General features: G+C 63.8%; 25 protein-coding genes. 16 read left to right on the top strand and 9 right to left on the bottom strand.

Annotation, left to right across the window (positions count from 1 at the left end):
• Position 1: 1 nt before the first annotated feature.
• From AC1RT4_RS07480 to gshB, 7 genes are all read right to left on the bottom strand, one after another.
• Entirely contained in the window at positions 2-1,273 is a 1,272-nt protein-coding gene (locus AC1RT4_RS07480) for a dihydroorotase (RefSeq protein WP_493084727.1), read from the bottom strand.
• Positions 1,270-2,274 (bottom strand): aspartate carbamoyltransferase catalytic subunit, encoded by a 1,005-nt coding sequence (locus AC1RT4_RS07475; protein WP_007913665.1) that lies wholly within the window; start codon positions 2,272-2,274, stop codon positions 1,270-1,272. Before AC1RT4_RS07475 ends, AC1RT4_RS07480 begins: the two co-directional genes overlap by 4 nt.
• 27 nt (positions 2,275-2,301) lie before the next feature.
• Positions 2,302-2,805: a bifunctional pyr operon transcriptional regulator/uracil phosphoribosyltransferase PyrR gene (gene pyrR, locus AC1RT4_RS07470; protein WP_007953335.1), complete on the bottom strand. Its 504-nt coding sequence runs from the start codon at positions 2,803-2,805 to the stop codon at positions 2,302-2,304.
• Between the two features lie 81 nt (positions 2,806-2,886).
• Positions 2,887-3,324, bottom strand: coding sequence for a Holliday junction resolvase RuvX (ruvX, locus tag AC1RT4_RS07465; RefSeq protein WP_007953334.1), 438 nt, complete (start codon positions 3,322-3,324; stop codon positions 2,887-2,889).
• A complete protein-coding gene (locus AC1RT4_RS07460; protein WP_039767938.1) occupies positions 3,324-3,896 on the bottom strand; it encodes a YqgE/AlgH family protein in 573 nt (190 codons plus the stop codon). Before AC1RT4_RS07460 ends, ruvX begins: the two co-directional genes overlap by 1 nt.
• A 59-nt stretch (positions 3,897-3,955) precedes the next feature.
• Positions 3,956-4,855 (bottom strand): energy transducer TonB, encoded by a 900-nt coding sequence (locus AC1RT4_RS07455; RefSeq protein ID WP_007953332.1) that lies wholly within the window; start codon positions 4,853-4,855, stop codon positions 3,956-3,958.
• Positions 4,856-4,962: 107 nt separating this feature from the next.
• Positions 4,963-5,913, bottom strand: coding sequence for a glutathione synthase (gene gshB / locus AC1RT4_RS07450; protein ID WP_221535388.1), 951 nt, complete (start codon positions 5,911-5,913; stop codon positions 4,963-4,965).
• 225 nt (positions 5,914-6,138) lie between these two features.
• On the opposite strand from gshB, the gene pilG reads away from it, so the two are divergent.
• The 15 genes from pilG to madM all read left to right on the top strand — a co-directional run bounded on the left by pilG (position 6,139) and on the right by madM (position 23,353).
• The gene (gene pilG, locus AC1RT4_RS07445; protein ID WP_007953330.1) at positions 6,139-6,543 is read left to right on the top strand and encodes a twitching motility response regulator PilG; all 405 of its coding nucleotides are present in this window, start codon (positions 6,139-6,141) and stop codon (positions 6,541-6,543) included.
• Between the two features lie 61 nt (positions 6,544-6,604).
• The gene (gene pilH, locus AC1RT4_RS07440) at positions 6,605-6,970 is read left to right on the top strand and encodes a twitching motility response regulator PilH (RefSeq protein ID WP_007953328.1); all 366 of its coding nucleotides are present in this window, start codon (positions 6,605-6,607) and stop codon (positions 6,968-6,970) included.
• A gap of 10 nt (positions 6,971-6,980) precedes the next feature.
• Entirely contained in the window at positions 6,981-7,520 is a 540-nt protein-coding gene (locus AC1RT4_RS07435) for a chemotaxis protein CheW (RefSeq protein WP_007953327.1), read from the top strand.
• A gap of 13 nt (positions 7,521-7,533) precedes the next feature.
• Positions 7,534-9,594 carry a methyl-accepting chemotaxis protein gene (locus AC1RT4_RS07430; RefSeq protein ID WP_493084722.1) on the top strand — a complete coding sequence of 687 codons (2,061 nt, stop codon included), beginning with the start codon at positions 7,534-7,536 and terminating at the stop codon, positions 9,592-9,594.
• A gap of 35 nt (positions 9,595-9,629) precedes the next feature.
• Entirely contained in the window at positions 9,630-15,545 is a 5,916-nt protein-coding gene (locus tag AC1RT4_RS07425; RefSeq protein ID WP_493084720.1) for an Hpt domain-containing protein, read from the top strand.
• Entirely contained in the window at positions 15,538-16,008 is a 471-nt protein-coding gene (locus tag AC1RT4_RS07420) for a chemotaxis protein CheW (protein WP_493084718.1), read from the top strand. Before AC1RT4_RS07425 ends, AC1RT4_RS07420 begins: the two co-directional genes overlap by 8 nt.
• Before the next feature lie 99 nt (positions 16,009-16,107).
• Positions 16,108-17,778: a malonate decarboxylase subunit alpha gene (gene mdcA, locus AC1RT4_RS07415; RefSeq protein WP_102716722.1), complete on the top strand. Its 1,671-nt coding sequence runs from the start codon at positions 16,108-16,110 to the stop codon at positions 17,776-17,778.
• Positions 17,778-18,650, top strand: coding sequence for a triphosphoribosyl-dephospho-CoA synthase (locus AC1RT4_RS07410; RefSeq protein WP_493084716.1), 873 nt, complete (start codon positions 17,778-17,780; stop codon positions 18,648-18,650). The genes mdcA and AC1RT4_RS07410 overlap by 1 nt, the downstream gene beginning before the upstream one ends.
• The gene (locus AC1RT4_RS07405) at positions 18,650-18,949 is read left to right on the top strand and encodes a malonate decarboxylase subunit delta (protein WP_039767948.1); all 300 of its coding nucleotides are present in this window, start codon (positions 18,650-18,652) and stop codon (positions 18,947-18,949) included. Before AC1RT4_RS07410 ends, AC1RT4_RS07405 begins: the two co-directional genes overlap by 1 nt.
• A complete protein-coding gene (locus AC1RT4_RS07400) occupies positions 18,942-19,793 on the top strand; it encodes a biotin-independent malonate decarboxylase subunit beta (protein WP_493084713.1) in 852 nt (283 codons plus the stop codon). The genes AC1RT4_RS07405 and AC1RT4_RS07400 overlap by 8 nt, the downstream gene beginning before the upstream one ends.
• Entirely contained in the window at positions 19,790-20,575 is a 786-nt protein-coding gene (mdcE, locus tag AC1RT4_RS07395; protein ID WP_493084711.1) for a biotin-independent malonate decarboxylase subunit gamma, read from the top strand. Before AC1RT4_RS07400 ends, mdcE begins: the two co-directional genes overlap by 4 nt.
• Positions 20,569-21,189 (top strand): malonate decarboxylase holo-ACP synthase, encoded by a 621-nt coding sequence (locus AC1RT4_RS07390; RefSeq protein ID WP_493084709.1) that lies wholly within the window; start codon positions 20,569-20,571, stop codon positions 21,187-21,189. Before mdcE ends, AC1RT4_RS07390 begins: the two co-directional genes overlap by 7 nt.
• A complete protein-coding gene (mdcH, locus tag AC1RT4_RS07385; RefSeq protein WP_493084707.1) occupies positions 21,186-22,106 on the top strand; it encodes a malonate decarboxylase subunit epsilon in 921 nt (306 codons plus the stop codon). The genes AC1RT4_RS07390 and mdcH overlap by 4 nt, the downstream gene beginning before the upstream one ends.
• A 64-nt stretch (positions 22,107-22,170) precedes the next feature.
• Entirely contained in the window at positions 22,171-22,587 is a 417-nt protein-coding gene (madL, locus tag AC1RT4_RS07380; protein ID WP_433898640.1) for a malonate transporter subunit MadL, read from the top strand.
• 1 nt (position 22,588) lies between these two features.
• Entirely contained in the window at positions 22,589-23,353 is a 765-nt protein-coding gene (gene madM / locus AC1RT4_RS07375) for a malonate transporter subunit MadM (RefSeq protein ID WP_007953314.1), read from the top strand.
• Positions 23,354-23,471: 118 nt separating this feature from the next.
• Here the strand turns inward: madM and AC1RT4_RS07370 are convergent, their stop codons facing one another.
• Positions 23,472-24,392, bottom strand: a complete 921-nt coding sequence (locus AC1RT4_RS07370) for a LysR family transcriptional regulator (RefSeq protein WP_493084705.1) — start codon at positions 24,390-24,392, stop codon at positions 23,472-23,474.
• Between the two features lie 141 nt (positions 24,393-24,533).
• Between AC1RT4_RS07370 and trhA the strand changes: the two genes are divergently transcribed.
• Positions 24,534-25,151 (top strand): PAQR family membrane homeostasis protein TrhA, encoded by a 618-nt coding sequence (gene trhA, locus AC1RT4_RS07365; RefSeq protein WP_011336351.1) that lies wholly within the window; start codon positions 24,534-24,536, stop codon positions 25,149-25,151.
• On the opposite strand, the gene AC1RT4_RS07360 is transcribed toward trhA, so the two are convergent.
• Positions 25,148-26,059 carry a LysR family transcriptional regulator gene (locus AC1RT4_RS07360; RefSeq protein WP_493084702.1) on the bottom strand — a complete coding sequence of 304 codons (912 nt, stop codon included), beginning with the start codon at positions 26,057-26,059 and terminating at the stop codon, positions 25,148-25,150. The two genes, trhA and AC1RT4_RS07360, sit on opposite strands and share 4 nt — an antisense overlap.
• Between the last annotated feature and the right edge of the window lie 9 nt (positions 26,060-26,068).

The raw sequence follows: 26,068 nt of genomic DNA, 5'->3' as shown, positions 1-26,068 counted from the left end.
TTTACGCCTGGTGGCTGATCCGGCCATCCACCAAGGTGTAACGCACCACACCCGGCAGGCTATGGCCTAGGAACGGGCAGTTCTCGCCTTTCGACAGCCAGGTTTCACCGGCAACGGTCGAAGCCTTCGGATCGAACAGCACGATATCCGCCGCGCCGCCGACCGCCAGTTTGCCCGCCGGCAGGCGCAGGGCCTCGGCCGGGCCGGCGCTCAGGCGGGCCAGCAGGGTCGGCAGGTCCAGCAGGCCATCCTCGACCAGGGTCATCGCCAGCGGCAGCAACAGCTCGACGCTGCTGATGCCCGGCTCGGTCGCGCCGAACGGTGCCAGTTTGGCATCGCGCTCTTGGGGCTGGTGATGGCTGGAGATGGCCGAGACCACGCCGGACTTCACCGCTTCACGCAGACCGTCGCGGTCGGCGCGGGTGCGCAGCGGCGGTTGCACGTGGTACAGGCTGCTGAAGTCGATCAGCGCTTCGTCCGTCAGGATCAGTTGATACAGGGCGACATCCGCCGTGACTTTCAAACCACGGGCCTGGGCTTGAGCGATCAGGGCCACGCCGCGAGCACTGGTCAGCTGGCTGAAGTGCGCACGCACGCCGGTCTGCTCGACCAGCAGCAGATCCCGGGCCAGGGCCACGGTTTCAGCGGTTTCTGGGATGCCCGGCAGGCCGAGGAAACTGGCGGTGGCGCCTTCGTGGGCCAGGCCGCCGTCGGCGAGGTCGTGATCCTGGGAGTTGAAAATCACCGTCAGGTCGAAGGTCGCCGCGTAATCCAGCGCCCGGCAGAGGGTGCGGGTGTTGCGGAAGCTTTCGAGGCCGTTGCCGAAGGCCACGCAACCGGCGTCGCGCAGGGCGACCAGCTCGGCCAGTTGTTCACCATCCAGACCTTTGCTCAGCGCGCCGATCGGGAACACCTTGGTGTTGCCGGCCTCGCGGGCGCGGTCGAGGATCAGTTCGGCCACGGCGGAGGTGTCAAGCACGGGTTTGGTTTTCGGCGGGCAGCACAGGCTGGTCACGCCACCTGCCGCAGCCGCGCGGGTTTCGCTGGCGATGGTGCCTTTGCGGCTGTAGCCCGGCTCGCGCAGGGCGACGTTCAGGTCTACGAGACCTGGAGCGGCAACAAGGCCTTGGGCGTCGATGGTTTCGACGGCGGTGAAACCGACCGGTGCAGCGCCGAGGGCGACGATCTTGCAGGCTTCAACGTGAATATCGGTGATTTGATCCAGGCCGCTGCTTGGGTCGATGACGCGGGCGCCGAGAATGCTGAGCTTCACTGGGCGTTCTCCTGCTCGAATTGACGCTGCGCTGTTTGTCCGCTCATGGCCATCGACAACACGGCCATACGGATCGCGATGCCGTAGGTGACTTGATTGAGGATCACCGAGTGCGGGCCGTCGGCCACTGCCGATTCGATCTCCACGCCGCGGTTGATCGGACCCGGGTGCATGACGATGCAATCGGGCTTGGCGCCGGCCAGGCGCGCGGTGGTCAGGCCGAACAGGCGGTAGAACTCGCCTTCGCTCGGCAGCAGGCCGCCGGTCATGCGCTCACGCTGCAGGCGCAGCATGATCACCACGTCGACGTCTTTCAGGCCTTCGGTCATGTCGGTGTAGACCTTCACGCCGTACTGCTCGATGCCGATCGGCAGCAGGGTCTTCGGCGCGATCACGCGGATGTCCGGGCAGCCGAGGGTCTTCAGGGCGAGCATGTTCGAGCGCGCCACCCGCGAGTGCAGGATGTCGCCGACGATGGCCACCGAGAGGTTCTCGAAACCGCCCTTGTGGCGGCGGATGGTCAGCATGTCGAGCATGCCCTGGGTCGGGTGCGCGTGCCGGCCGTCGCCGCCGTTGATGATCGCCACTTGCGGGCAGACATGCTCGGCGATGAAGTGCGCAGCGCCGGAGTCACCGTGGCGCACGACGAACATGTCGGCGGCCATGGCTTCCAGATTGCGCAGGGTGTCGAGCAGGGTTTCGCCCTTGCTGGCCGACGAGGTCGACACGTTCAGGGTGATCACGTCCGCCGACAGCCGCTGGGCCGCCAGTTCGAAAGTGGTGCGGGTGCGGGTCGAGTTTTCGAAGAACACGTTGCACACGGTCTTGCCGCGCAGCAACGGGACCTTCTTCACGGCCCGGGCGCCGACTTCGAGGAACGAGTCGGCGGTGTCGAGGATTTCCGTCAGCAACTCGCGGCGCAGGCCGTCGAGCGAGAGGAAGTGGCGCAGCTGGCCCTGATCATTGAGCTGCAGCGGGCGCTTGGTATCTAGAGGCGTCATCGCGAGGGGGACTCTCAATAGGGCGGATTAAAGGGCAAGGTCTTGCAGTTCGAGGGCCAGCTCCGGCCCGGACAGCTTGACCCGCTCGTGGGCGGCCAGCGACAGGGTCGCGCCGACCACGTTCGGACGGATCGGCAGTTCGCCGGCATCCAGGTCCAGCAGGCAGACCAGCGTCACGCTGGCCGGGCGGCCGTAGTCGAACAGTTCGTTCATGGCGGCGCGGATGGTCCGGCCGCTCATCAGTACGTCGTCGATCAGCACCAGATGCTGGCCTTCGATTTCGAAGGGCAGGGCGGACGGGCGCACTTGCGGGTGCAGGCCGTTCTGGCTGAAGTCGTCGCGGTAGAAGGAAACATCCAGCGTGCCCAATGGCGCGTCGCTGCCCAGTTCTGCGAGCAGGGCCTGGGCGACCCAGACGCCGCCGGTGCGGATGCCGATGTAACGCGGTTCGCTGATATCACGCTGGGCAAGGTGCGCCTTGAGGCGGGTCGCCATCTGGCTGATCAGATCGGCGGGATTGGGCAGGCTCATGGTTGCTCCTTCTTGGGGTCGAGCCGGTTCTCGCGAACCGGGGCTCGGGTTGTAACCAAAAGAAAAGCGCCGTAGCGCTTGTCAGGATTCAAATAGTGCGGTGTTTTCGTCGAGCCAGCCTTGCAGCAGCAGGGCGGCGGCGATGGCGTCCACCGGGTTGTCGCGGTAGCTGCCTTTCTGTCCGCCGCGCACCAGCCGCTCGCCCTTGGCTTCGAAGGTCGTCAGGCGTTCGTCGTGGGTATAGAAAGGCAAGTTGAAGCGGCCGTTGAGGCGGCGGGCGAATTTTTCGGCGCGGGCGCACATCTCGCTGGGCGTACCGTCCATGTTCAGCGGCAGGCCGACCACCACGGCGTCGGGTTTCCATTCCTTTATCAGGGCTTCGACCTGATTCCAGTCCGGCACACCGTTTTGCGCCTTCAAGGTGCACAGTTCGCGGGCCTGGCCGGTAATCACCTGGCCGACCGCCACGCCGATCTGTTTGGTGCCGTAGTCGAAGCCGAGGATCAGGCGCAGGGCCATCAGGCGTGTCCTGCCTGGCTGGTCAGCAGGCTGAGGTTGATCCCCAGATGCTTGGCCGCCGCTTCCAGGCGCAGTTCACTGCTGGTGTTGAACAGGATGTCGGCGTCGTACGGGCAGGTCAGCCAGGCATTGTCGGCCAGTTCGGCCTCCAGCTGACCGGCTTCCCAACCGGCATAACCGAGGGTGATGACGCTTTTGGCCGGGCCTACGCCGTCGGCGATGGCGAACAGCACGTCCTGCGAGGTGGACAGGGCCAGATCGCCCTCCAGCTCAACGGTAGCCTGGAACGTCTTGCCCGCCGGGTGCAGGACAAAACCGCGATCAGTCTGCACCGGGCCGCCGATGAAGATCGGCACATGCTGGCACAGCGCCGGCGGATCGATGTCCGGGCGCAGTTGTTCGAGGATGTCGGCCAGATTCAGCTCTTGCGGTCGGTTGACCACCAGCCCCATGGCGCCATTGGCCGTGTGCTCGACGATGTAGGTCAAGGTGTGGGCAAAGTTCGGGTCGGCCATGTGTGGCATGGCGATCAGGAAGTGATGCTTGAGGTAGCTGGGGCTGACGTTTTTCATGTGCGCTAGTGTGGCGTTCGGGGGGCGAACTGACAAGCTGGAGCGGGCAAAAGATCGACTCAGTTACTGGACAGCCGGTCGCCCCGGGCGAATTTCCAGGTGCGGATGATTTCCAGCCGGTCGATGTCCGACAGGTCCCCGGTAAATGGTGCGAACGGTGCCGCCAGTCGCACGATGCGCTGCGCCGCCTGATCCAGCAGCGGCTGGCCGGAAGACTCCAGCACCAGCACTTCGTACAGCGAGCCGTCGCGGTTGATCGACACCATCAGGCGCAGATTGCCGTAGATCTGCTTGCGCCGGGCTTCGTCGGGGTAATTGAGGTTGCCGATGCGCTCGACCTTCTTGCGCCATTCGTCCTTGTACCAGGCGCCCTTGTCGCGCATGGTCGAGGCGGCGCTCAGGCGGTGGATGCGCGGGCGCTTGGCGTACAGCTGTTGTTCGTTGGCCAGTTCGGCTTCGAGGCTGGCGATATCACTGGAGAGCTGCGAGCTGTCGAAAGTCGGGGCGTCGACCGTCGGTTTGGTCTCGGTCTTGGCTTCTTCTTTCTTGGTCGGCGCCTTTTTCGGTTTCGGCGCGACGGTGGTCACGGCCGCCTTGGGCGCGGCTTCCTGCACTTCCGGCTTGGCGGCCGGCGGCGGGGTGACTTTCTTGACCTGATTGTCCTGGAACGGCGCGACCTCGGTGGTTTTGGGGATCGCCTTCTTGTCGAGGGTGCCGCTGCCTTCCTGGTTTTCCTGGGCGAGGAAGTCAGCCTTCGCCGGCTTCTTTTCGCTCTTGAAGGTGGCGAGGGTGATTTCCAGGGTTTTGCTGATCTGCTTGGGCTCGACCATGGTGAAGCCCACGCCGAGCAGCAGCGCCAGATGGATGAGCGCCGCGAGAAACAGGGTAAATCCGAGGCGATCGACCGGGCGCACGCCTTTATGGGCGAGTTCAGCGGGCAGATCGGACGGAAGTGTCATGACAAGAAAACCAACATCGCGTTTTTCACAGGCCGCGCATGATAACGCAATGTTGGTTTCACGCCTTGGGCTTCAAGCATCAAGCGACAGGCTGCATGTGATGCACATCAAGCTTGCAGCTTTTTCTCGATGGCATCCATCAGCAGGCCGCCGATGTCGGTGCCGAAGGCATTGTCGATTTCGCGGATGCAGGTCGGGCTGGTGACGTTGATTTCGGTCAGGTGCTCGCCGATCACGTCCAGGCCGACGAACAGCAGGCCTTTTTCGCGCAAGGTCGGGCCGACCTGGGCGGCGATCCAACGATCCTTGTCGGTCAACGGACGAGCTTCGCCACGACCACCGGCCGCGAGGTTGCCACGGGTTTCGCCCTGGGCCGGAATCCGCGCCAGGCAGTAATCCACCGGCTCGCCGTCGATCATCAGGATGCGCTTGTCGCCGTCCTTGATCGCCGGCAGGTAGGCCTGGCCCATGATCTGCTGGGCACCGAGGGCGGTCAGGGTTTCCAGAATCACCGACAGGTTCGGATCGCCGGCGCGGTGACGGAAGATCGAGGTGCCGCCCATGCCGTCCAGCGGCTTGAGGATCACGTCGCCATGTTTGGCGGCGAATTCACGCAGCACGTCGGCGCGGCGACTGACCACGGTCGGCGGCGTGCACTGCGGGAACAGCGTGGCGAACAGCTTTTCGTTGCAGTCGCGCAGGCTCTGCGGCTTGTTGACCACCAGCACCCCGGCGGACTCGGCCTGTTCGAGCAGGTAGGTGGAGTAGACGAACTCCATGTCGAACGGCGGATCCTTGCGCATCAGGATCACGTTCAGGTCGCTGAGCGGCGAATCCTGCTCGGTGCCCAGTTCGAACCATTTTTCCGGGTTGGCGAAGACTTTCAGCGGCTTCATCCGCGCCCGTGCCTGGCCTTCACCCTGATAAAGGTCTTTCTGTTCCATATAGAACAGTTCCCAGCCGCGCTTCTGCGCCGCCAGCAGCATGGCCAGCGAGCTATCCTTTTTATAGGAAATGCTGGCGATAGGGTCCATGACAATCCCGACGCGAACGCTCATTGGGTTTTCCTCGAAAATTGGCTACCGGATCGGTATGAAAAAAGTGCCGCCAGAGTGGCGCCGGGCGGGTTTTCGGTCAAGGAAAAACCCGTCGATAGATTGGATCAGGAGACTGTGCTAAAAAGGCTGCCATGTCGTGCTGGCCCTTGAACATCAAGGGTTTCCAGCCATTACGCATCGCAAAACGGACAAATTGATTCGCAAAGGCGACGGTAGAGCCCCCTTATGGAACAGCAGTCCAGCGCCTTGAAGGTCATGGTGATCGACGACTCGAAAACGATTCGTCGCACCGCCGAGACCCTGTTGAAAAATGCAGGGTGCGAAGTCATCACCGCGATCGACGGTTTTGACGCCCTGGCGAAGATCGCCGACCACCATCCCGGGATCATCTTTGTCGACATCATGATGCCGCGTCTGGATGGTTATCAGACCTGCGCTTTAATCAAGAACAACAATGCGTTCAAGGGCACGCCGGTGATCATGCTGTCGTCCCGGGACGGGCTGTTCGACAAGGCCAAGGGGCGGATTGTCGGTTCCGATCAATTTTTGACCAAGCCTTTCAGCAAGGAAGAACTGCTCGACGCGATTTCGGCCCATGTTCCGGGCTTCGCTGCCGCTTTGCCGCAGTAAGACACGCACAGAGACGCTCGGCCAGCGGGCCCGGTGTCGACAAGAAAAAATGGGGAAGACCATGGCACGTATCCTGATCGTCGATGATTCGCCGACCGAAATGTACAAACTCACCGGCATGCTGGAAAAGCACGGGCACGAAGTGCTGAAAGCCGAAAACGGCGCCGACGGCGTGGCCCTGGCCCGCCAGGAAAAACCCGACGCGGTGCTGATGGACATCGTCATGCCCGGCCTCAACGGCTTTCAGGCTACCCGTCAGTTGACCAAGGATGCGGAAACCAGCCACATCCCGGTGATCATCATCACCACCAAGGATCAGGAGACCGACAAGGTCTGGGGCACCCGCCAGGGCGCCAAGGACTACCTGACCAAACCGGTCGACGAAGACACGCTGATCAAGACCCTGAACAACGTGCTGGCCGGTTGATCGCGCCGCCATGAGCGAATCGCTGACCGCGTTCGAGCTGTTGTGGCAGATCGACCAGCGCTGTCGCCTGCTGGCGGCGGACCTGCCGTCGCAACCGGCGCGCCAGGATCGCTGGAGCGGTATCGGCTTTCGTCTGGGCGAGCACTGGTACGTCACGCCGATGGGCGAAGTCAGCGAAGTGCTGCCTGAACTGCGCGTCACCCAGCTGCCGGGCGTCAAGCCGTGGGTCAAGGGCGTGGCCAACCTGCGCGGGCGGCTGCTGCCGGTCATGGACCTGTGCGGCTTTTTCGGCCATGAGCTGTCACCGATGCGCAAACAGCGGCGGGTATTGGTGGTAGAGCATCAGGACGTGTTTGCCGGGTTGCTGGTCGATGAAGTCTTCGGCCTGCAGCACTTCGAGCAGGACAGTTTCGAATCCGTCTCGATCAGCAAACGGCAAGGCTCCAAGGGCGAGTTCATCAAGGGCTATTTCCGGCGCGAGCAGAACTGGCGGGTGTTCAGCCTGTTTGCACTGGCGCAGTCACCGAGTTTCATGCACGTCGCGGTTTAACAGGCGAGGACCGATGATCAAAGCAAAAACAGGCAAGCCCGCAGAAGGCTCGCGCAGCCGCTCGCAGATCATCGTGCTGTTCATCGCACTGATCGTGTTCATCATGCTGCTGTTCGCCAACTTCGCTTACCTCAACACCCAGGCCAACTACGACAAGCAGTACATCGGCCACGCCGGCGAGCTGCGGGTGCTGTCGCAGCGGATTGCCAAGAACGCCACCGAAGCCGCCGCCGGCAAGGCTGCCGCGTTCAAACTGTTGAGCGACGCGCGCAACGATTTTGCCCAGCGCTGGGGCTACCTGAAAAAAGGCGACCCGGCCACCGGCCTGCCGCCGGCGCCGTCCACCGTGCGCCCGGAAATGCGCGCCGTGCAGCTGGACTGGGAACGCCTGCTGAAAAACACCGACGCGATTCTCTCCAGCGAGCAGACCGTGCTGTCCCTGCATCAGGTGGCCGCGACCCTGGCCGAAACCGTGCCGCAATTGCAGATCGAATACGAAAAGGTCGTGGAAATCCTCCTGCAACGCGGTGCGCCGGCGGCGCAGGTGGCGATGGCCCAGCGTCAGTCGCTGCTGGCCGAACGGATTCTCGGCGCGGTGAACACCGTGCTTTCCGGCGATGAAAACTCCCAGCAGGCCGCCGACGCGTTCGGTCGCGATGCCGCACGCTTCGGTCAGGTGCTTAATGGCATGCTGCAAGGTAACTCGACGCTGAAGATCAGCCAGGTTGAAGACCGCGACGCGCGCGCGCGTTTGAGCGAGATTTCCGAACTGTTCCAGTTCGTCTCGGGTTCGGTGGATGAAATCCTCGAAACCTCGCCGGAGCTGTTCAAGGTCCGTGAGTCGGCCACCAATATCTTCAGCCTGTCGCAGACCCTGCTCGACGAAGCCTCGCACCTGGCCAGCCGTTTCGAAAACCTCGCCGGCGGGCGCAACACCGACACCATCGGCGGCTATGTGCTGGGTCTGCTGGCGCTGGCCTCGATCATCCTGATCGGCATGGTCATGGTCCGGGAAACCAACCGTCAGTTGCGCGAGACCGCCGAGAAGAACGAACGCAACCAGAACGCGATCATGCGCCTGCTCGACGAGATCGAAGACCTCGCCGACGGCGACCTGACGGTAACCGCCTCGGTGACCGAAGACTTCACCGGCACCATCGCCGACTCGATCAACTATTCGGTCGACCAGTTGCGTGATCTGGTCGCCACCATCAACCTCACCGCCGGCCAGGTCGCCGCTGCGGTGCAGGAAACCCAGGCCACCGCCATGCACCTGGCCCAGGCCTCGGAGCATCAGGCCCAGCAGATTTCCGAAGCCTCGACCGCGATCAGCGACATGGCCCAGTCCATCGATCAGGTGTCGGCCAACGCCGCCGAGTCCTCGGCAGTGGCCGAGCGTTCGGTGGAGATCGCCAACAAAGGCAACGAGGTGGTGCACAACACCATCCACGGCATGGACAACATCCGTGAACAGATTCAGGACACTGCCAAACGCATCAAGCGTCTGGGCGAGTCGTCCCAGGAAATCGGCGACATCGTCAGCCTGATCGATGACATTGCCGATCAGACCAACATACTCGCCCTCAACGCGGCGATTCAGGCCTCGATGGCCGGTGACGCCGGGCGCGGTTTTGCCGTGGTGGCCGACGAAGTGCAGCGGCTGGCCGAGCGTTCCTCCGCCGCGACCCGGCAGATCGAGACGCTGGTGCGGGCGATCCAGACCGACACCAACGAAGCCGTGATTTCCATGGAACAGACCACCACCGAAGTGGTGCGCGGCGCGCGGCTGGCGCAGGATGCCGGTGTGGCCCTGGAAGAAATCGAAGGCGTGTCCAAGACCCTCGCGGCGCTGATCCAGAGCATTTCCAACGCGGCGCAGCAGCAGACGTCTTCGGCCGGGCAGATTTCCCTGACGATGAACGTGATCCAGCAGATCACCTCGCAGACCTCGTCCGGCTCCACGGCCACCGCCGAGAGCATCGGCAACCTGGCGAAAATGGCCAGCCAGCTGCGTCGCTCGGTGTCCGGGTTCACCTTGCCGGCGGCGCCTGCGCCCGTCGCGGACAAGGCGTGAGGCCTGCGGGCGAGTCCATGTCGAGCGGAGTGGTTATGGGTGACCGGCACGACTACGTGGCCCTCGAATGGGTCAAGGGTGAAATAGCCGAGACGCTGAGACAGGCGCATCAGGCCATCGAAGCCGTGCTCGACGATCCGCAGTCGGTGCCGGGGCTGGACGAATGTCTGACCTGCATCCATCAGGTGCACGGCAGTCTGCAAATGGTCGAGTTCTACGGCGCGGCATTGCTCGCCGAAGAAATGGAACACCTGGTCGAAGCGTTGCAGAACGACCGCGTCAGCCACCGTGACGAAGCGCTGCACTTGCTGTTGCAGGCGCTGGGGCAGTTGCCGATCTACCTCGACCGCGTGCAGGGCGCCCGCCGTGACCTGCCGCTGGTGGTGCTGCCGCTGATCAACGATTTGCGCAGCGCCCGGGGCGAAAGCCTGTTGTCGGAAACCAGCCTGTTCAGCCCGCAGTTGCCCGAGCTGTCACCTTTGGGCGAGGAAACCCTGGCGCTGCTGGAGCCGGCGGAGCTGCCGAATGTGCTGCGCAAATTACGCCAGATGCTGCAAATGGCGCTGGTCGGATTGCTCCGCGAGCAGGATGACCAGACGCATCTCGCTTATCTGGCCAAGGTCTTTACCCGGCTTGAAGCACTCAGCGGTAACTCGCCGCTGAGCCCGTTGTGGCAGGTCGCCTCGGCGCTGGTCGAAGGCATGCGTGAAGGGCGAATCGCCAACAGCCCGGCCCTGCGCAGCCTGTTCAAGGACGCCGACAAGGAACTCAAGCGCCTGCTCGAACAGGGCATGCCCGGCCTCAACCAGCCGCCACCGCCTGAACTGCTGAAAAGTCTGCTGTTTTATATCGCCAAAGCCGAACATCCCACCGGGCAGATGCTGACCATGAAAGATCGCTACTCCCTGGACGACGCGCTGCCCGACAGCGCGATGGTCGACGAAGAACGCGCGCGCCTGGCCGGCCCTGACCGCGATGCCATGCGCTCGGTACTCGCGGCGCTGTGCGAAGAACTGGTGCGGGTCAAGGAACGCCTCGACCTGTTCGTGCGCAGCGACCGCCAGCACGCCTCGGATCTGGACAGCCTGCTGGCGCCGCTGCGGCAGATTGCCGACACCCTCGCGGTGCTCGGTTTCGGTCAGCCGCGCAAGGTGATCATCGATCAACTGGCGGTGGTGCTCAGCCTTGCGCAGGGCCAGCGCGAGCCGAACGACGCCACGCTGATGGACGTCGCCGGCGCCTTGCTCTACGTCGAAGCAACGCTGGCCGGGATGGTCGGTACGGTGGAGCCGGAGAGCCCCGAGGACTCGCGCCTGCCGACCACCGACCTGACGCAGATTCATCAGATCGTGATCAAGGAAGCGCGCATCTGCCTGCAACAGGCCAAGGACATGATCGTCGACTACATCGACGCCGACTGGGATCGCCAGCAACTGCAAAACCTGCCGGCGCTGCTGACCCAGGTGCGCGGCGCGCTGGCGATGATTCCGTTGGCGCGCGCGGCAAGCCTGCTCGAAGCTTGCAACGGGTTTATCCGCGAGCATCTGTTGCTCGACCCTCACGAGCCGGGCTGGCAGCAACTCGACAGCCTCGCCGACGCCATCACCAGCCTCGAGTATTACCTCGAACGCCTGACCGACGATCCGCAGGCACCCAGCGAGCACTTGCTGGATATCGCGCAGAAAAGCCTCGCCAGTCTGGGTTTCTTTCCTGACGAACAGCCCGGCGAGCCGCATGTGCCGGTACTCGACGATGTGCTCAGCCCCAGCGAAGCGCTGGTGATGCAGGATTTGCAGGAGCTGGATGATCCGGAGATCGTGCAATCCTTGGCCGAAGTGCTGGCCAGCCCGGTCTCGGCGGTCAACCCGCCGGCGCTGACCACGCCGGGCAGCCTGCTGCCGCCACCGGCCGATGAAGAACCGGTGGACGACGAGCTGCGCGAAGTGTTCCTCGAAGAGACCGGGGAAGTGCTCGAGGTGCTGAGCGAATACCTGCCGCGCTGGTCTGCCGAGCCCGATGACCGCGCCGCCTTGAGTGAACTGCGCCGCGCTTTCCACACCCTCAAGGGCAGTGGCCGGATGGTGCGCGCGCTGGTCCTCGGCGAGCTGGCCTGGGCGGTGGAAAACCTGCTCAACCGCGTGCTGGAACACAGCGTTGAACCCGGTCCGGCAGTGCGCCAGTTGCTGGCCGACACACTGCTGCTGTTGCCGGACCTGATCGGCGAATTCGCCACCAACGGCCAGCGTCAGCGCCACGATGTCGATCAACTCGCGGCCCGCGCCCACGCGCTGGCCAAGGGCGACATACCGCTGCCGGCCGAAGACGTGGAAGACGTCGCGGCCCTCGATCCGCTGTTGCTGGAGATCTTTCGCAACGAAGCCGAAACCCACCTCGCCAGCCTCAACCGTTTTCTCGATCAGGCCGCCGAGCATGTGCCGTTGCAGGCCAGCGACGAGTTGCAGCGCGCGCTGCACACCCTCAAGGGCAGCGCATCGATGGCGGGGGTTTCGCCGATTGCCGAACTGGCGGCACCGCTCGACAAGCTCGCCCGGGAATTCAAGGCCCATCAACTGGCGCTGGACCTTGACGAAGTGGAACTGCTGCTGGAGGCCGAGGGCCTGTTCCGCGTCGGTCTGCGTCAGCTCAAACACGATCCGCTGGCGCCGATTGTCGGCGCGCAGTCGCTGATCAAACGTACCGAAACCCTGCTCGGCGAACGCCTGGAATCGATCCTCAACGCCCCCAGCAGCGCGTTGCGGGTCAAGCGCGATCCGCAACTGATCAACAACTTCCTGGCTCAGGGCATGGACATCCTGCTCGACGCCGAAAACCTCTTGCAGCGCTGGCAGCAGCACCCCGGCGAACGTCAGGAACTCAGCGCGCTGCTGGATGAACTGACGACGCTGGGCGAGGGCGCGCACCTCGCAGATCTGCTGCCGGTGGATGTGTTGTGTGAAGCCTTGCTCGATCTGTACGGCGCCGTCGAAGAAAGCAGCCTGGCGGTCAGCGAGCGGTTTTTCCATGAAGCGCAGCAGGCCCACGAAGCGCTGATCAACATGCTCGACGAACTGGCCGCCGGCCAGGAAATCACCCCGCAACCGCAACGCATCCGCGCCTTGCACGAACTGCTCGACGAGAGCCTCGATCCGTCGGCCATGGGCCTGATCCGCAGCGACGGCAGCCGCACCCTGAGCATCCGCGAACTGGGCAGCGCCACGGCCGAACTGCAACAACACAGCGTCGACAGCGGGCCGGACGACGAGATCGTCGAGATCTTCCTCGAAGAGGCGGTGGACATTCTCGACAGCGCCGGGCAAGCCTTGCAGCGCTGGCTGAAGGACCCGGAAAACGGCGCGCCGCTGTCGTCGCTGCAACGGGATTTGCACACGCTCAAGGGCGGCGCGCGGATGGCCGAGGTGGCGGCGGTCGGCGATCTGGCCCATGAACTGGAAGGCCTTTACGAAGGGCTGGTGGATCGTCGTTACAGCCACAGCGAAGCCCTCGACCGATTGCTGCGCCAGAGCCACGAGCGCCTGGCGCAGTTCCTCGAACAGTTGCACCGGCACCAGCCGCTGGATCCGGCGCAGGACCTGATCGAGGCGATCCGACGCTTCCGTCAGGGCCCGGGCGCCACTCCCGAAACACCGTCAGCCAACGTCACGCAGGACGGCCCCGGACACGATCCGGAGCTGTTGGAAATCTTCCTCGAAGAAGGTTTCGACATCATCGAAAACTCCGGCGCCGCGCTGCTGCGCTGGCAGGCCGAACCCGGCAATCGCCAGGAAGTGGAAACCCTGCTGCGTGACCTGCACACCCTCAAGGGCGGTGCGCGGATGGTGGAAATCGGCCCGATCGGCGATCTCGCCCACGAGCTGGAATACCTTTACGAAAGCCTGTCCGCCGGCACCCTGCAAGGCAGTGCCGAACTGTTCGCGCTGTTGCAGCGCGGCCAGGACCGGTTGGCGCAGATGCTCGACGCGGTGCGCGCTGGCCAGCCGTGCCCACCGGCAGACCGTTTGATCAGCGCGATCCAGAACTTCAGCCATCCGCTGGTCGTACAAACTCCGACGCCCGTGCCGCCGGTGGCGGTCAAGGTCGAGCCTGCTGCCCCGGCGCCCGAGGCCGGGGCGGACATGGTCAAGGTTTCTGCCGAGCTGCTGGATGAACTGGTCAACCTCGCCGGCGAAACCTCGATTTTCCGTGGGCGGATCGAACAGCAAGTCAGCGATGCGCAGACCGCCCTGCACGAGATGGAAACCACCATCGAGCGTATGCGCGACCAGTTGCGCCGGCTCGACACCGAAACCCAGGGGCGGATCCTCAGCCGCCAGCAGGTGGACGCCGAACGCCTCGGCTACGAAGATTTCGACCCGCTGGAAATGGATCGCCATTCGCAATTGCAACAGCTGTCGCGGGCGCTGTTCGAGTCCGCTTCCGACTTGCTGGATCTGAAGGAAACCCTCGACCGCCGTACCCACGACGCCGAGAACCTGTTGCAGCAACAGGGGCGGATCAACACCGAATTGCAGGAAGGCCTGATGCGCACGCGCATGGTGCCGTTCGAACGCATGTTGCCGCGTCTGAAACGCATCGTCCGTCAGGTCGCCGAAGAGTTGGGCAAGGACGTCGCGTTCAGCGTCGGCAACGCCGAAGGCGAGATGGACCGCAACGTCCTCGAACGCATGGCCGCACCGCTGGAGCACATGCTGCGCAACGCCGTCGATCATGGTCTGGAGTCCGCTGAAGTCCGGCTGGCGGCGGGCAAACCGGCGCAAGGACAGATCAGCCTCGACCTGTCCCGCGAGGGCGGCGACATCGTGTTCGACATCCGCGATGATGGCGCCGGCGTGCCGCTGGATGCCGTGCGACGCAAGGCGATCAAGCGCGGTCTGCTGGCGCCGGACGCCGACATCAGCGACCGCGAAGTGTTGCAGTTCATCCTCCAGCCAGGCTTTTCCACGGCCGAGAAAATCACCCAGATTTCCGGGCGCGGCGTGGGCATGGACGTGGTGCACGAAGAAGTCCGGCAACTGGGCGGCACCATGAGCATCGATTCGGTGCCGGGGCAGGGCGTGCATTTCCGCATTCGCCTGCCGTTCACCGTGTCGGTCAACCGTGCGCTGATGGTGCAGTGCGGTGAGGATCAGTATGCGATTCCGCTGAACACCATCGACGGCATCGTCCGTGTGCTGCCGAATGAACTGGACGGACATTTCCGTCTCGATCCGCCGAGTTATCAGTACGGCGGCCAGCGTTATGAGCTGTGCTACCTGGGCGAGTTGTTGAAAACCGCGCCACGGCCGAAGCTGTCCGGCCAGAGCCTGCCGGTGCCGGTCTTGCTGGTGCAGTGCAACGACCGTCACATCGCGGTGCAGGTCGACACGATGGCCGGCACCCGCGAGATCGTGGTCAAGAGCCTCGGCCCGCAGTTCGCGTCGGTGCAGGGCGTGTCCGGAGCGACGATCCTCGGCGATGGCCGGGTGGTGCTGATTCTCGACCTGCTGGCGCCGATCCGCGCGATGCAGGCGCGGTTGCCGCAGCGTTCGGCCAGTCACGAAATCGAGAGCGAACCACAGAAGCCGTTGCTGGTGATGGTGGTCGACGATTCGGTGACGGTGCGAAAGGTCACCAGCCGCCTGCTCGAACGCCACGGCATGAACGTGCTGACCGCCAAGGACGGGGTCGATGCGATGTTGCTGCTGGAAGAACACATGCCGGACCTGATGCTGCTCGACATCGAGATGCCGCGCATGGACGGCTTCGAAGTGGCGACCCAGGTACGCCACGACGAACGCCTGCAACACCTGCCGATCATCATGATCACCTCGCGCACCGGCCAGAAACACCGCGACCGCGCGATGGCCATCGGCGTCAACGACTACCTCGGCAAGCCGTACCAGGAATCGGTGCTGCTCGAAAGCATCGCCCTGTGGAGCAAAAAACATGCATGAACGCCGGCACAACCAGCGCACCAGCCAACTCACCGGGCTGTTGCTGCCGCTGGCGGATCGCAACCTGATCCTGCCCAACGTCGCCGTCGCCGAGCTGATCGACTACCAGTCCAGCGCCTTCGATCTCGACACGCCACCGTGGTATCTCGGTCGGGTGACCTGGCGCGAGCGGCAGATTCCGCTGCTGAGTTTCGAGTCGGCGTGCGGCAACAAGATCGTCATCGGCGAACGGGCACGGATCGTCATCCTCAACGCCCTCGGCGGGCGGCCGGAATTGAAGTTCATCGCGCTGCTGGTGCAGGGGATCCCGCGCTCGTACAAGCTCGACAGTCAGTTGAGTTATGTCGACGTGCCGTTGTGTGCGCTGGAGCAGGCGGCGGTGCAGGTGGGGGAGCAGCTGGCGAAGGTGCCGGATTTGTTGGCGCTGGAGACATTGTTGGTGGATGCGGGGCTTGTCCACTGATCGTTACGCTCACCGTAACGGTTCGCCACTGCGCTTGATTGATGCCCCTCGATCACACTCCTAAGGTAGCTCCACGACAGCGAACCCCGTGGAGTGAGCATGACAACAACCAATTCCCCCGACTCGCGCTGGACGCGGCGGCGTGACGAGAAGCAGCGGCGCCTCGACAAGGTGCGCGGGCTGGCCGACGGTGCGGTGTTGCCCACCGACAAAATCGTCGCGGCACTCGAAGCGCTGATCCATCCGGGCGACCGTGTGGTGCTGGAGGGCAACAACCAGAAGCAGGCGGATTTCCTTTCCCGTGCGCTGGCCAAGGCCGATCCCGAGAAGCTCCACGACCTGCACATGATCATGCCCAGCGTCGGTCGCTCCGAGCATTTGGACCTGTTCGAACGCGGCATCGCCCGCAAGCTCGATTTCTCCTTCGCCGGCACCCAGAGCCTGCGCATCAGCCAGTTGCTCGAAGACGGCTTGCTGGAAATCGGCGCGATCCACACCTACATCGAACTCTACGCCCGGCTGGTGGTGGACCTGATTCCCAACGTCGTGCTCTCGGCCGGGTTCATGGCCGACCGTGCCGGCAACATCTACACCGGCCCGAGCACCGAAGACACCCCGGCGCTGATCGAACCGGCCGCGTTCAGCGATGGCATCGTCATCGTCCAGGTCAATCAACTGGTGGACGACGTCAGCGAACTGCCTCGCGTGGACATCCCCGCATCGTGGGTCGATTTCGTGGTGGTGGCCGACAAGCCGTTCTACATCGAGCCGCTGTTCACCCGCGACCCCCGGCACATCAAGCCTGTGCACGTGCTGATGGCGATGATGGCGATCCGCGGGATCTACGAAAAACACAACGTGCAGTCGCTGAACCACGGCATCGGCTTCAACACCGCGGCCATCGAACTGATCCTGCCGACTTACGGTGAATCCCTCGGCCTCAAGGGCAAGATCTGCCGCAATTGGACGCTCAATCCGCACCCGACCCTGATCCCGGCGATTGAAAGCGGCTGGGTCGAAAGCGTGCATTGCTTCGGCACCGAACTGGGCATGGAAAACTACATCGCTGCCCGGCCCGATGTGTTTTTCACCGGGCGCGACGGCTCGCTGCGTTCCAACCGGATGTTCTGCCAACTGGCCGGGCAATACGCGGTGGACCTGTTCATCGGCGCAACCCTGCAAGTCGATGGCGATGGCCATTCCTCCACCGTGACTCGTGGCCGCCTCGCCGGTTTCGGCGGCGCACCAAATATGGGCCACGACCCGCGCGGCCGTCGTCACGGCACTCCGGCCTGGCTCGATATGCGCCACGATGATTCGCAGCAACCGATGCTCGAGCGCGGCAAGAAACTCGTGGTGCAGATGGTCGAGACGTTCCAGGAGGGCGGCAAACCGACCTTCGTCGAAACCCTCGACGCAGTGGAGGTGGCGAAGAAAAGCGGCATGCCGCTGGCGCCGATCATGATCTACGGCGACGACGTCACTCACCTGCTCACCGAAGAAGGCATCGCCTACCTGTACAAGGCGCGCTCGCTGGAAGAGCGTCAGGCGATGATCGCTGCGGTCGCCGGCGTCACTGCCATCGGCCTGCGCCACAACCCGAAAGACACCGAACGCATGCGCCGCGAAGGCCTGATCGCCTTGCCGGAAGACCTCGGCATCCGTCGCACCGACGCCACCCGCGAACTGCTGGCGGCGAAGAGCGTGGCCGATCTGGTCGAGTGGTCCGGCGGCCTTTACAACCCGCCCGCCAAGTTCAGGAGCTGGTAATGCACGCACTCAACCTGCAACCGAAAACCATCACCCTCGCGGAACGGCTGGCGGACCTGGCAGTGGACGCGCTGATTGACGAAGCCGACCTGTCGCCGAAACCGGCGCTGGTTGATCGTCGCGGAAACGGTGCACACACCGATCTGCACCTCGGATTGATGCACGCCTCGGCACTGGCGCTGTGGCCGGCGTTCAAGGAAATGGCCGAAGCCGCGCTTGAGTTCGGCGAAATCGGCTTGCCGCTGCGCGAAGCGATCGGCCGTATCGGACGGGAAGGCGAGCAAGCGATGCTCGCTACTACCAACGGCGTGAACACCCATCGCGGGGCGATCTGGGCGTTGGGCCTGCTGGTCACGGCTGCTGCGCTGGACACCAAATCGACCAATGCCAGTGCCGTGACCCTGCGCGCTGCGCGTCTGGCATTGCTCGATGACCGTTATGCGCCGCGCCCGCTGAGCCATGGCGCGCAAGTCGCCCAGCGCTACGGCGCTCGCGGTGCCCGGGAAGAAGCGCAACTCGGCTTTCCGTCCGTTGTGCAACGCGGTCTGCCGCAGCTCAAACGCAGCCGCGCCGCCGGCCACGGCGAACAGAACGCCCGGCTCGATGGCTTGCTCGCAATCATGACTGACCTCGCCGACACCTGCGTGCTGTACCGCGCCGGCGAACAGGGTCTGCACGCCATGCAGCACGGCGCCCAGGCAGTGCTCGACGCCGGTGGCAGCGCCAGCCTCACCGGTCGCCGTCGCCTGCACGAACTGGATCAACAACTCATCGCATTGAATGCCTCGCCCGGTGGCGCCGCCGACTTGCTCGCCGCCACGTTGTTGCTCGACCGGATCGAGCGCGACGGCATCCTTCAGGGAGCGTTTTGATGGAAACCTTATCCTTTGAATTCCCCGCCGGGCAGCCGCCGCGCGGTCGGGCGCTGGTCGGTTGTGTCGGCTCGGGCGATCTGGAAGTGCTGATCGAACCGGGCCTGGCCGGCAAGCTGACGATCAATGTGCAGACCTCGGTCAATGGTGCCGAGCAGCGCTGGCAGCATCTGTTTGCGCGGATGTTCGACGGCACCACACCGCCGGCGATGGCCATCGATATCCACGACTTCGGCGCGACCCCGGGCGTGGTGCGTCTGCGTCTGGAGCAAGGCTTCGAGGAGATCGGCCATGACTGACACCTCGGCACTTTTGCACAAACACAGCTTCGTCGAACTCGGCGCCCGGCAGCGGGCGAAAGCCTTGCTCGACGCCGGCACTTTCCGCGAATTGCTCGACCCGTTTCAACGCGTCATGTCGCCATGGCTCGAACGTCAGGGCGTCGTGCCGCAGGCCGATGACGGCGTGGTGATCGCCAAGGGCAGCCTCGATGGTTTGCCGGTGGTGATCGCGGCGATTGAAGGTGCATTTCAGGGCGGCAGTCTTGGTGAAGTCGGCGGCGCCAAAATCGCCGGCGCGCTGGAACTGGCCGCCGAGGACAACCGCAAAGGCATCCCGACCCGCGCCATCCTGCTGCTGGAAACCGGCGGCGTGCGCTTGCAGGAAGCCAACCTCGGACTGGCGGCGATTGCCGACATCCACGCGGCGATTGTCGATTTGCAGCAGTACCAACCGGTGGTCGGCGTGGTGGCCGGCAGTGTCGGTTGTTTTGGCGGCATGTCGATTGCCGTCGCGCTGTGCAGCTACTTGCTGGTGACCCAGGAAGCGCGCCTCGGCCTGAACGGCCCGCAGGTGATCGAGCAGGAAGCCGGGATCGAGGAGTACGACTCTCGCGACCGGCCCTTCATCTGGAGCCTGACCGGTGGCGAGCAACGTTTCGCCAGTGGTCTGGTGGACCGTTACGTTGCCGATGACGTGGCGCAGATTCGCCAGCAGGTCGGCGAGTTGCTGCAACAAGGCTTGCCGGCGCAACCGCGCAGTCAGCGGGCCGAATGGTTCCTGCAACGCCTGACGAGCCTGGACACTGACAAGCAAATCGAGCCTTCGGTGGTTCGCGATCTGTATCAAGGAGAGCGCTCATGAGCGGTTATTCCGTGCGCGGTTTGAACTGGTTCAACGCCTTGAGCGCTGGCGCGATTGCTGTTGAAGGTTTGCCGTCATCGTTGAAGGTCGCCGACGGGCCACTCGGGCGCTTTATTGCGGTGGTCGCCGATCCGCAAAACCGTTTCCCTCGCGCTCGCAACGGCGAAGTCGGTTTGCTCGAAGGCTGGGGCCTGGCGAAAGCGGTGGATGACGCAATCACCGCCGACCGTGACAAAACGCAAAAGCGTCCTTTGATCGCCATCGTCGATGTTCCGAGCCAGGCCTACGGTCGCCGCGAAGAAGCCCTCGGCATTCATCAGGCTTTGGCCGGTGCGGCAGATGCTTATGCCCGCGCCCGTCTGGCCGGGCATCCGGTGATTGCGCTGCTGGTGGGCAAGGCCATGTCCGGGGCGTTCCTCGCTCACGGTTATCAGGCCAATCGCTTGATTGCCCTGCGTGATCCGGGGGTGATGGTGCATGCGATGGGCAAGGCTTCGGCGGCGCGGGTGACCTTGCGCAGTGTCGAAGAACTTGAGGCGCTGGCGTCCAGCGTGCCGCCGATGGCCTATGACATCGACAGCTATGCCAGTCTCGGCTTGCTCTGGGAAACCCTGTCGGTGCAGCAAATCGAACAGCCGACGGCGGAGGATCTGGCGCGGGTGACCGAGTGCCTGACCCAGGCCATCGGCGATATTGGCGCGACGGATTTGAGCAATCGTCTCGGCGCGAAAAATCGCGAAGCCTCCAGCCGCGTGCGTGAACTGCTGAGGGCGCAGTGGTGAGCACGCCTCTGGCCCACGACCTGTTGTGGGGCATGACGCCGGCGCAGTTGCCGGCGGATGCGCCGCAGTGGGCGATTGATTCGCTGGCGGCCGGGCAACCGGTGGTGGTGCGGCGGGCGTTGAGTGAAGACGGGGTCGTGGCAGTGGGCGTGCGCGGTCGGTTGCGCGAGCAGCGGTTGGCGGCGTTCATGGCGATCGATTCGATTGCCTGCCGGGTCAGCCCGGAAGTGCTTTGTCAGGTCGAGAGCGAGCGTGATCTGCCGGTCATGCACGCGCTGCGGCAATTGCGGCCGGTGCTTGATGATTGCGGCTGGATCTGGGGTGTCAGCGGCAGTGCCGGGTTTGAATTGGCGAGTGGATTTATCGCGATGCACGAGCGCAGCGATCTCGATTTGATCCTGCGTACACCGCAACTCATTACCCGAAATCAGGCACGTAAACTGGTCGCGGTTTTCGATCAGGCGATCTGCCGGGTCGACCTGCAATTGCAGACGCCATTCGGTGCCGTCGCCCTGCGCGAATGGGCCGGAAACGCTTCGCGGGTGCTGCTGAAAAACGCCCATGAAGCCTGTCTGGTGTCTGATCCGTGGAATCCGCAGGAGCAGGCAGCGTGAGCAGTCTGCTGGTGTTTCCCGGTCAGGGCGCGCAGCAGCCCGGCATGCTCCAGCGTTTGCCTCGGGAAACGCTGATCGAGGCCAGCGAAAGCCTCGGTGAAGATGTCTTGCGGCTGGATTGCAGCGAAGCGCTGCGCAGCACACGGGCGGTTCAGCTCTGCCTGCTGATCGCTGGAGTCGCAGCCTCACGGCAATTGTTGCAGGACGGACTCACCGCAGATTACGTCGCCGGTCTGTCCATCGGTGCCTACCCGGCAGCGGTGGTTGCCGGGGCGTTGCGCTTCAGCGATGCGTTGCATCTGGTCAGCCTGCGTGGCGAGTTGATGCAGCAGGCTTATCCACAGGGCTTCGGCATGACCGCGATCATCGGCCTGCAATTATCCACAGTCGAAACGCTGCTGGCGCAGGTGCACAGCGCAGAAGCACCGGTGTACCTGGCCAACATCAACGCCGATAACCAGGCGGTTATTGCCGGCAGCGACAAGGCAATGCAAGCGGTCGCCGAGCTGGCGCGCAGTCGTGGCGCCGGGCTGGCAAAACGTCTGGCGGTCAGCGTGCCGTCGCACTGCCCGTTACTGGATGAGCCTGCGCAAACCCTCGCCGAAGCGTTCAAAAAGGTTGAACTGAAAACACCGAAAATCGCTTACCTGAGCGGCAGTCGCGCAAGGCCTGTGACCAACGCCTCCGCGCTGCGCGACGATCTCGCCTTCAACATGTGCCGCGTGGTGGACTGGCGCGGCACCGTGCAAAGCGCCTACGAGCGCGGCGTACGTCTACAGATCGAACTGCCGCCCGGTGCGGTGCTGACCGGGCTGGCGCGCCGGGTGTTCGAGCAGGGCACCGTCACTGCCTTCGACAGTGCCCGGCTCGACACCTTGCAGGCGCTGTTGCGTGAAGAGGAGGGCCGACGACCCTAAATCACCGACTCAGGCTTCGAACAACAAAAACAACATTCGACGATGCACTTTGAGGACTACAACAATGATTATTTACGGTGTGGCGCTGCTGGCGATCTGTACGCTGGCAGGGGTGATCATGGGTGACCTGCTCGGCGTGCTGCTGGGGGTCAAATCCAACGTTGGCGGGGTCGGCATCGCCATGATCCTGTTGATCTGCGCGCGGTTGTGGATGCAGAAACGCGGCGGCATGACCAAGGAGTGCGAGATGGGCGTCGGCTTCTGGGGCGCCATGTACATTCCGGTGGTGGTGGCGATGGCCGCGCAACAGAACGTCGTCACCGCCCTGCACGGCGGCCCGGTGGCGGTGCTGGCGGCGATCGGTTCGGTGGTGGTCTGTGGCTGCACGATTGCCCTGATCAGCCGCACCCACAAGGGCGAGCCTTTGCCCGACGAACCGGCGGAAATCTCCCCGGTCGGCACGCCAGTAGGAGGTCGCTGACATGTGGGATCTCATTGAAAAAGGTCTGGAACACAACGGTCTGATCACCGCGTTCGCTTTCGTCGGCGTGATCATGTGGGTCTCGGTGATCCTCTCCAAACGCCTGACGTTCGGACGGATTCACGGCTCGGCGATTGCCATCGTCATCGGCCTGGTGCTGGCCTGGGTCGGCGGGACGATGACGGGCGGGCAGAAGGGCCTGGCGGACCTGACGCTGTTCTCCGGCATCGGCCTGATGGGTGGCGCGATGCTGCGGGATTTCGCCATTGTCGCTACCGCGTTTGAAGTGCAGGCGACCGAGGCGAAAAAGGCCGGGATGATCGGCGTGATTGCGCTGCTGCTGGGCACGATCCTGCCGTTCATTGTCGGCGCGTGCATGGCTTACGCGTTCGGTTATCGCGATGCCGTGAGCATGACCACCATCGGCGCCGGTGCGGTGACTTACATCGTCGGCCCGGTGACCGGCGCAGCGATTGGCGCGACCTCGGATGTGATGGCGCTGTCGATTGCCACCGGGTTGATCAAGGCGATTCTGGTGATGGTCGGCACGCCGGTGGCGGCGCGCTGGATGGGCCTGGATAACCCGCGTTCGGCGATGGTGTTTGGCGGGCTGGCCGGGACCGTGAGTGGCGTGACGGCGGGGCTGGCGGCGACGGATCGGCGGTTGGTGCCTTATGGCGCTTTGACCGCGACCTTCCACACTGGGCTTGGCTGCCTGCTTGGGCCTTCGCTGCTGTTCTTCATTGTTCGCGGAATCGTTGGCTGACCTCAACCTGACTGATCGTTCCCACGCTCCGCGTGGGAATGCAGCCCGGGACGCTCCGCGCCCCAAAAGCGGACGCAGAGCGTCCATTGAGGCGTTCCCACGCAGAGCGTGGGAACGATCATTGTGAGCCTTGGCGATTCGCATACATCCGACACTCCGCCAGCAACGCCAGCAAATTCGGATCCCGCTCTTTAGCCTTCAAAAACACCACCCCAATGTGCTGCTGCAACCGGTACTTTTCCTGCAACGGAATCAGCTTCACCCGGTTCTCGTACACCGCTGCAATCCTCCCCGGCAGCAACGCATAACCGACCCCGGAACTGACCATGCTCAGCAGGGTGAAGATGTCGTTGACCTGCATCGCCACCTTCGGCTCGAACCCCGCCTGCATGAACACCCGGATGCCGTCCTGATGGGTGGCGAAGCCTTGGGTGAGGGTGATGAAGGTTTCGTCGCGCACCTCCGCCAGATCCACTTCGCTGCGCTGGGCGAAGCGCGAATCGGCCGGGGTGGCGAGGAAGATGTCGTCGGAAAACAGCGGGATCTGTTCGCAGTCCGGATCGTTGACGGTGTCGTCCAGCGACACCAGGATCGCGTCGACTTCCATGTTTTTCAGCTTGTAGAGCAGGTCGATGTTCGAGCCGAGGATCAGGTCGATGTTGAGTTCGCTGCGGCGGATCTTCAAACCCATGATCAGCTGCGGCACGGTTTTCACCGTCAGCGAATACAGCGAGCCGAGCTTGAAGCGCTCGGCCGAGAACCCGGCGGCTTCGCGGGTCAGGCGCACGCTTTCGACCACGTCCTGAATCAGCTTCTGCGCCCGCTCTTCGAGCACGTAGGCGCTTTCCAGCGGCGTCAGGTTGCGCCCTTCATGCTTGAACAGCGGACAGCGCAGGGCGCTCTCGAGCGAATGGATCGCGCGGTGCACGCTGACGTTGCTGGTCTGCAATTCGGCGGCGGCGCGGGCAAGGTTGCCGGTGCGCATGAAGGCGAGGAACACCTCGAGTTTCTTCAGGGTCAATTCTTCGTCGATCAGCATGGCGCGGACTCTTCTTGGTATCGGTCGATTGTGCCCAAATATCAGGACAGGCGCAGGCCTGCGTTGAACGGAAACATTGCGCTTTTACGCTCGAGGCCCGAGCCTTGCGCGCTGCGGTAATGAAATCGAGGTGTGCGACACATGTATCACGGAGAAAAACTGAACGCCTGGACGCATCTGGTCGGGGCGGTAGCGGCGTTTGTCGGGGGCGTCTGGATGCTGGTGATCGCCAGCCTCGACGGTAGCCCGTGGAAGATCGTCAGCGTGGCGATTTACGCCTTTACGTTACTGGTGCTCTACAGCGCATCCACCGTGTACCACAGCGTGCGTGGGCGCAAGAAAGCGATCATGAAGAAGGTCGATCACTTTTCGATCTACCTGCTGATCGCCGGCAGTTACACGCCGTTCTGTCTCGTGACCCTTCGCGGGCCGTGGGGCTGGACGTTGTTCGGGATTGTCTGGGGGCTAGCGCTGATCGGCATCCTGCAAGAGATCAAGCCGCGCTCCGAGGCGCGGATCCTGTCGATCGTGATCTACGCGGTGATGGGCTGGATCGTGCTGGTGGCGGTCAAGCCGCTGATCGCCGCGCTGGGGACGGCGGGGTTTGCCTGGCTGGCGTCAGGTGGCGTGCTGTACACCGTGGGGATTATCTTTTTTGCCCTCGACCATCGGTTGCGTCACGCCCACGGGATCTGGCATCTGTTCGTGATCGCCGGGAGCCTGCTGCATTTTGTGGCGATTCTGTTTTACGTCCTTTAAGTGCCTATCAGTCGGCCGAGTTGTTCGCCGGCGCGCTGACTGAAGATCTCCAGCAAATCATGCAGCGTATGCGGCGGCGGTTCGGTAGCGCGAGTCACCGCGTACAGCGTGATCGGCAAGGGCGGCGCCAACGGGCGAATCACGGTGCTGGTCGGTGAGGCACCGAGGGCGGTGAACGGATCGATCACCGCCACCCCGGCGCCGGACTCCACCATCGCTCGCGCCAGCGAATACGTCTGCACGGCGATCCGCACACGGGGCGGTGGCTCGACCGCTTCGAGATAACTATCGAGGCGCGCGGCCAGTGGATCGGCGCTGGACAGCCCGATCAGCGGCGCCCCGGCCAACGCCATCAGTGGCAACGGCTGACCGGCATCTTCCTGCGGCCAATAACCTTTCGGCGCCAGCGCCACCAGCACCCCCGAGGCCAAAGCCTGGGCCTTCAGCCCCGGATGGTCCGGCAACTGCAACGTCAGGGCCACGTCCACTTCGCGCATCAACAGGTTCTGCATCAGCTCGCGGCTGTGGGCGCTCGACAGTTCGCAGGCGATATCCGGGAATTGCGCCGTCCATTGCTGGATCGCCGGCGGCAGCAACGACAGCGCCAGCGCCGGGGTCGCACCGATCCGCAGGCTGTGGCCGGGTTCGCGGCGCAGGCTCTGGGCCAGACGCCGCACGCCTTGCAGGCTTTCGGTGACCTTGTCCACTTCGCGTTCCAGCTCCAGCGCTTCCGGGGTTGCCTGCAATTTGCCGCGCACCCGCAAAAACAAAGGGAAACCCAATTGCTGCTCGGCGTGCTGCAGCACCTTGGTCACCGCCGGTTGCGAGACGTGCAGCAACTGCGCAGCGGCGCTGACCGAGCCGGTCTGGCGAATGGCCTGGAAAATCTCGATATGACGAAGGCGCATGACGATCCC

Source organism: Pseudomonas sp. GW821-FHT11D10 (assembly GCF_058808435.1).
This window is presented reverse-complemented; position numbering and strand designations above follow the sequence as displayed.

What these genes read in the sequence shown, in the direction of transcription:
- AC1RT4_RS07475 (WP_007913665.1), bottom strand. Translation starts at nt 2,274, where the DNA reads ATGACGCCTCTAGATACCAAGCGCCCGCTGCAGCTCAATGATCAGGGC.
- pyrR (WP_007953335.1), bottom strand. Translation starts at nt 2,805, where the DNA reads ATGAGCCTGCCCAATCCCGCCGATCTGATCAGCCAGATGGCGACCCGC.
- ruvX (WP_007953334.1), bottom strand. Translation starts at nt 3,324, where the DNA reads ATGGCCCTGCGCCTGATCCTCGGCTTCGACTACGGCACCAAACAGATC.
- AC1RT4_RS07460 (WP_039767938.1), bottom strand. Translation starts at nt 3,896, where the DNA reads ATGAAAAACGTCAGCCCCAGCTACCTCAAGCATCACTTCCTGATCGCC.
- AC1RT4_RS07455 (WP_007953332.1), bottom strand. Translation starts at nt 4,855, where the DNA reads ATGACACTTCCGTCCGATCTGCCCGCTGAACTCGCCCATAAAGGCGTG.
- gshB (WP_221535388.1), bottom strand. Translation starts at nt 5,913, where the DNA reads ATGAGCGTTCGCGTCGGGATTGTCATGGACCCTATCGCCAGCATTTCC.
- pilG (WP_007953330.1), top strand. Translation starts at nt 6,139, where the DNA reads ATGGAACAGCAGTCCAGCGCCTTGAAGGTCATGGTGATCGACGACTCG.
- pilH (WP_007953328.1), top strand. Translation starts at nt 6,605, where the DNA reads ATGGCACGTATCCTGATCGTCGATGATTCGCCGACCGAAATGTACAAA.
- AC1RT4_RS07435 (WP_007953327.1), top strand. Translation starts at nt 6,981, where the DNA reads ATGAGCGAATCGCTGACCGCGTTCGAGCTGTTGTGGCAGATCGACCAG.
- AC1RT4_RS07430 (WP_493084722.1), top strand. Translation starts at nt 7,534, where the DNA reads ATGATCAAAGCAAAAACAGGCAAGCCCGCAGAAGGCTCGCGCAGCCGC.
- AC1RT4_RS07425 (WP_493084720.1), top strand. Translation starts at nt 9,630, where the DNA reads ATGGGTGACCGGCACGACTACGTGGCCCTCGAATGGGTCAAGGGTGAA.
- AC1RT4_RS07420 (WP_493084718.1), top strand. Translation starts at nt 15,538, where the DNA reads ATGCATGAACGCCGGCACAACCAGCGCACCAGCCAACTCACCGGGCTG.
- mdcA (WP_102716722.1), top strand. Translation starts at nt 16,108, where the DNA reads ATGACAACAACCAATTCCCCCGACTCGCGCTGGACGCGGCGGCGTGAC.
- AC1RT4_RS07410 (WP_493084716.1), top strand. Translation starts at nt 17,778, where the DNA reads ATGCACGCACTCAACCTGCAACCGAAAACCATCACCCTCGCGGAACGG.
- AC1RT4_RS07405 (WP_039767948.1), top strand. Translation starts at nt 18,650, where the DNA reads ATGGAAACCTTATCCTTTGAATTCCCCGCCGGGCAGCCGCCGCGCGGT.
- AC1RT4_RS07400 (WP_493084713.1), top strand. Translation starts at nt 18,942, where the DNA reads ATGACTGACACCTCGGCACTTTTGCACAAACACAGCTTCGTCGAACTC.
- mdcE (WP_493084711.1), top strand. Translation starts at nt 19,790, where the DNA reads ATGAGCGGTTATTCCGTGCGCGGTTTGAACTGGTTCAACGCCTTGAGC.
- madL (WP_433898640.1), top strand. Translation starts at nt 22,171, where the DNA reads ATGATTATTTACGGTGTGGCGCTGCTGGCGATCTGTACGCTGGCAGGG.
- madM (WP_007953314.1), top strand. Translation starts at nt 22,589, where the DNA reads ATGTGGGATCTCATTGAAAAAGGTCTGGAACACAACGGTCTGATCACC.
- AC1RT4_RS07370 (WP_493084705.1), bottom strand. Translation starts at nt 24,392, where the DNA reads ATGCTGATCGACGAAGAATTGACCCTGAAGAAACTCGAGGTGTTCCTC.
- trhA (WP_011336351.1), top strand. Translation starts at nt 24,534, where the DNA reads ATGTATCACGGAGAAAAACTGAACGCCTGGACGCATCTGGTCGGGGCG.
- AC1RT4_RS07360 (WP_493084702.1), bottom strand. Translation starts at nt 26,059, where the DNA reads ATGCGCCTTCGTCATATCGAGATTTTCCAGGCCATTCGCCAGACCGGC.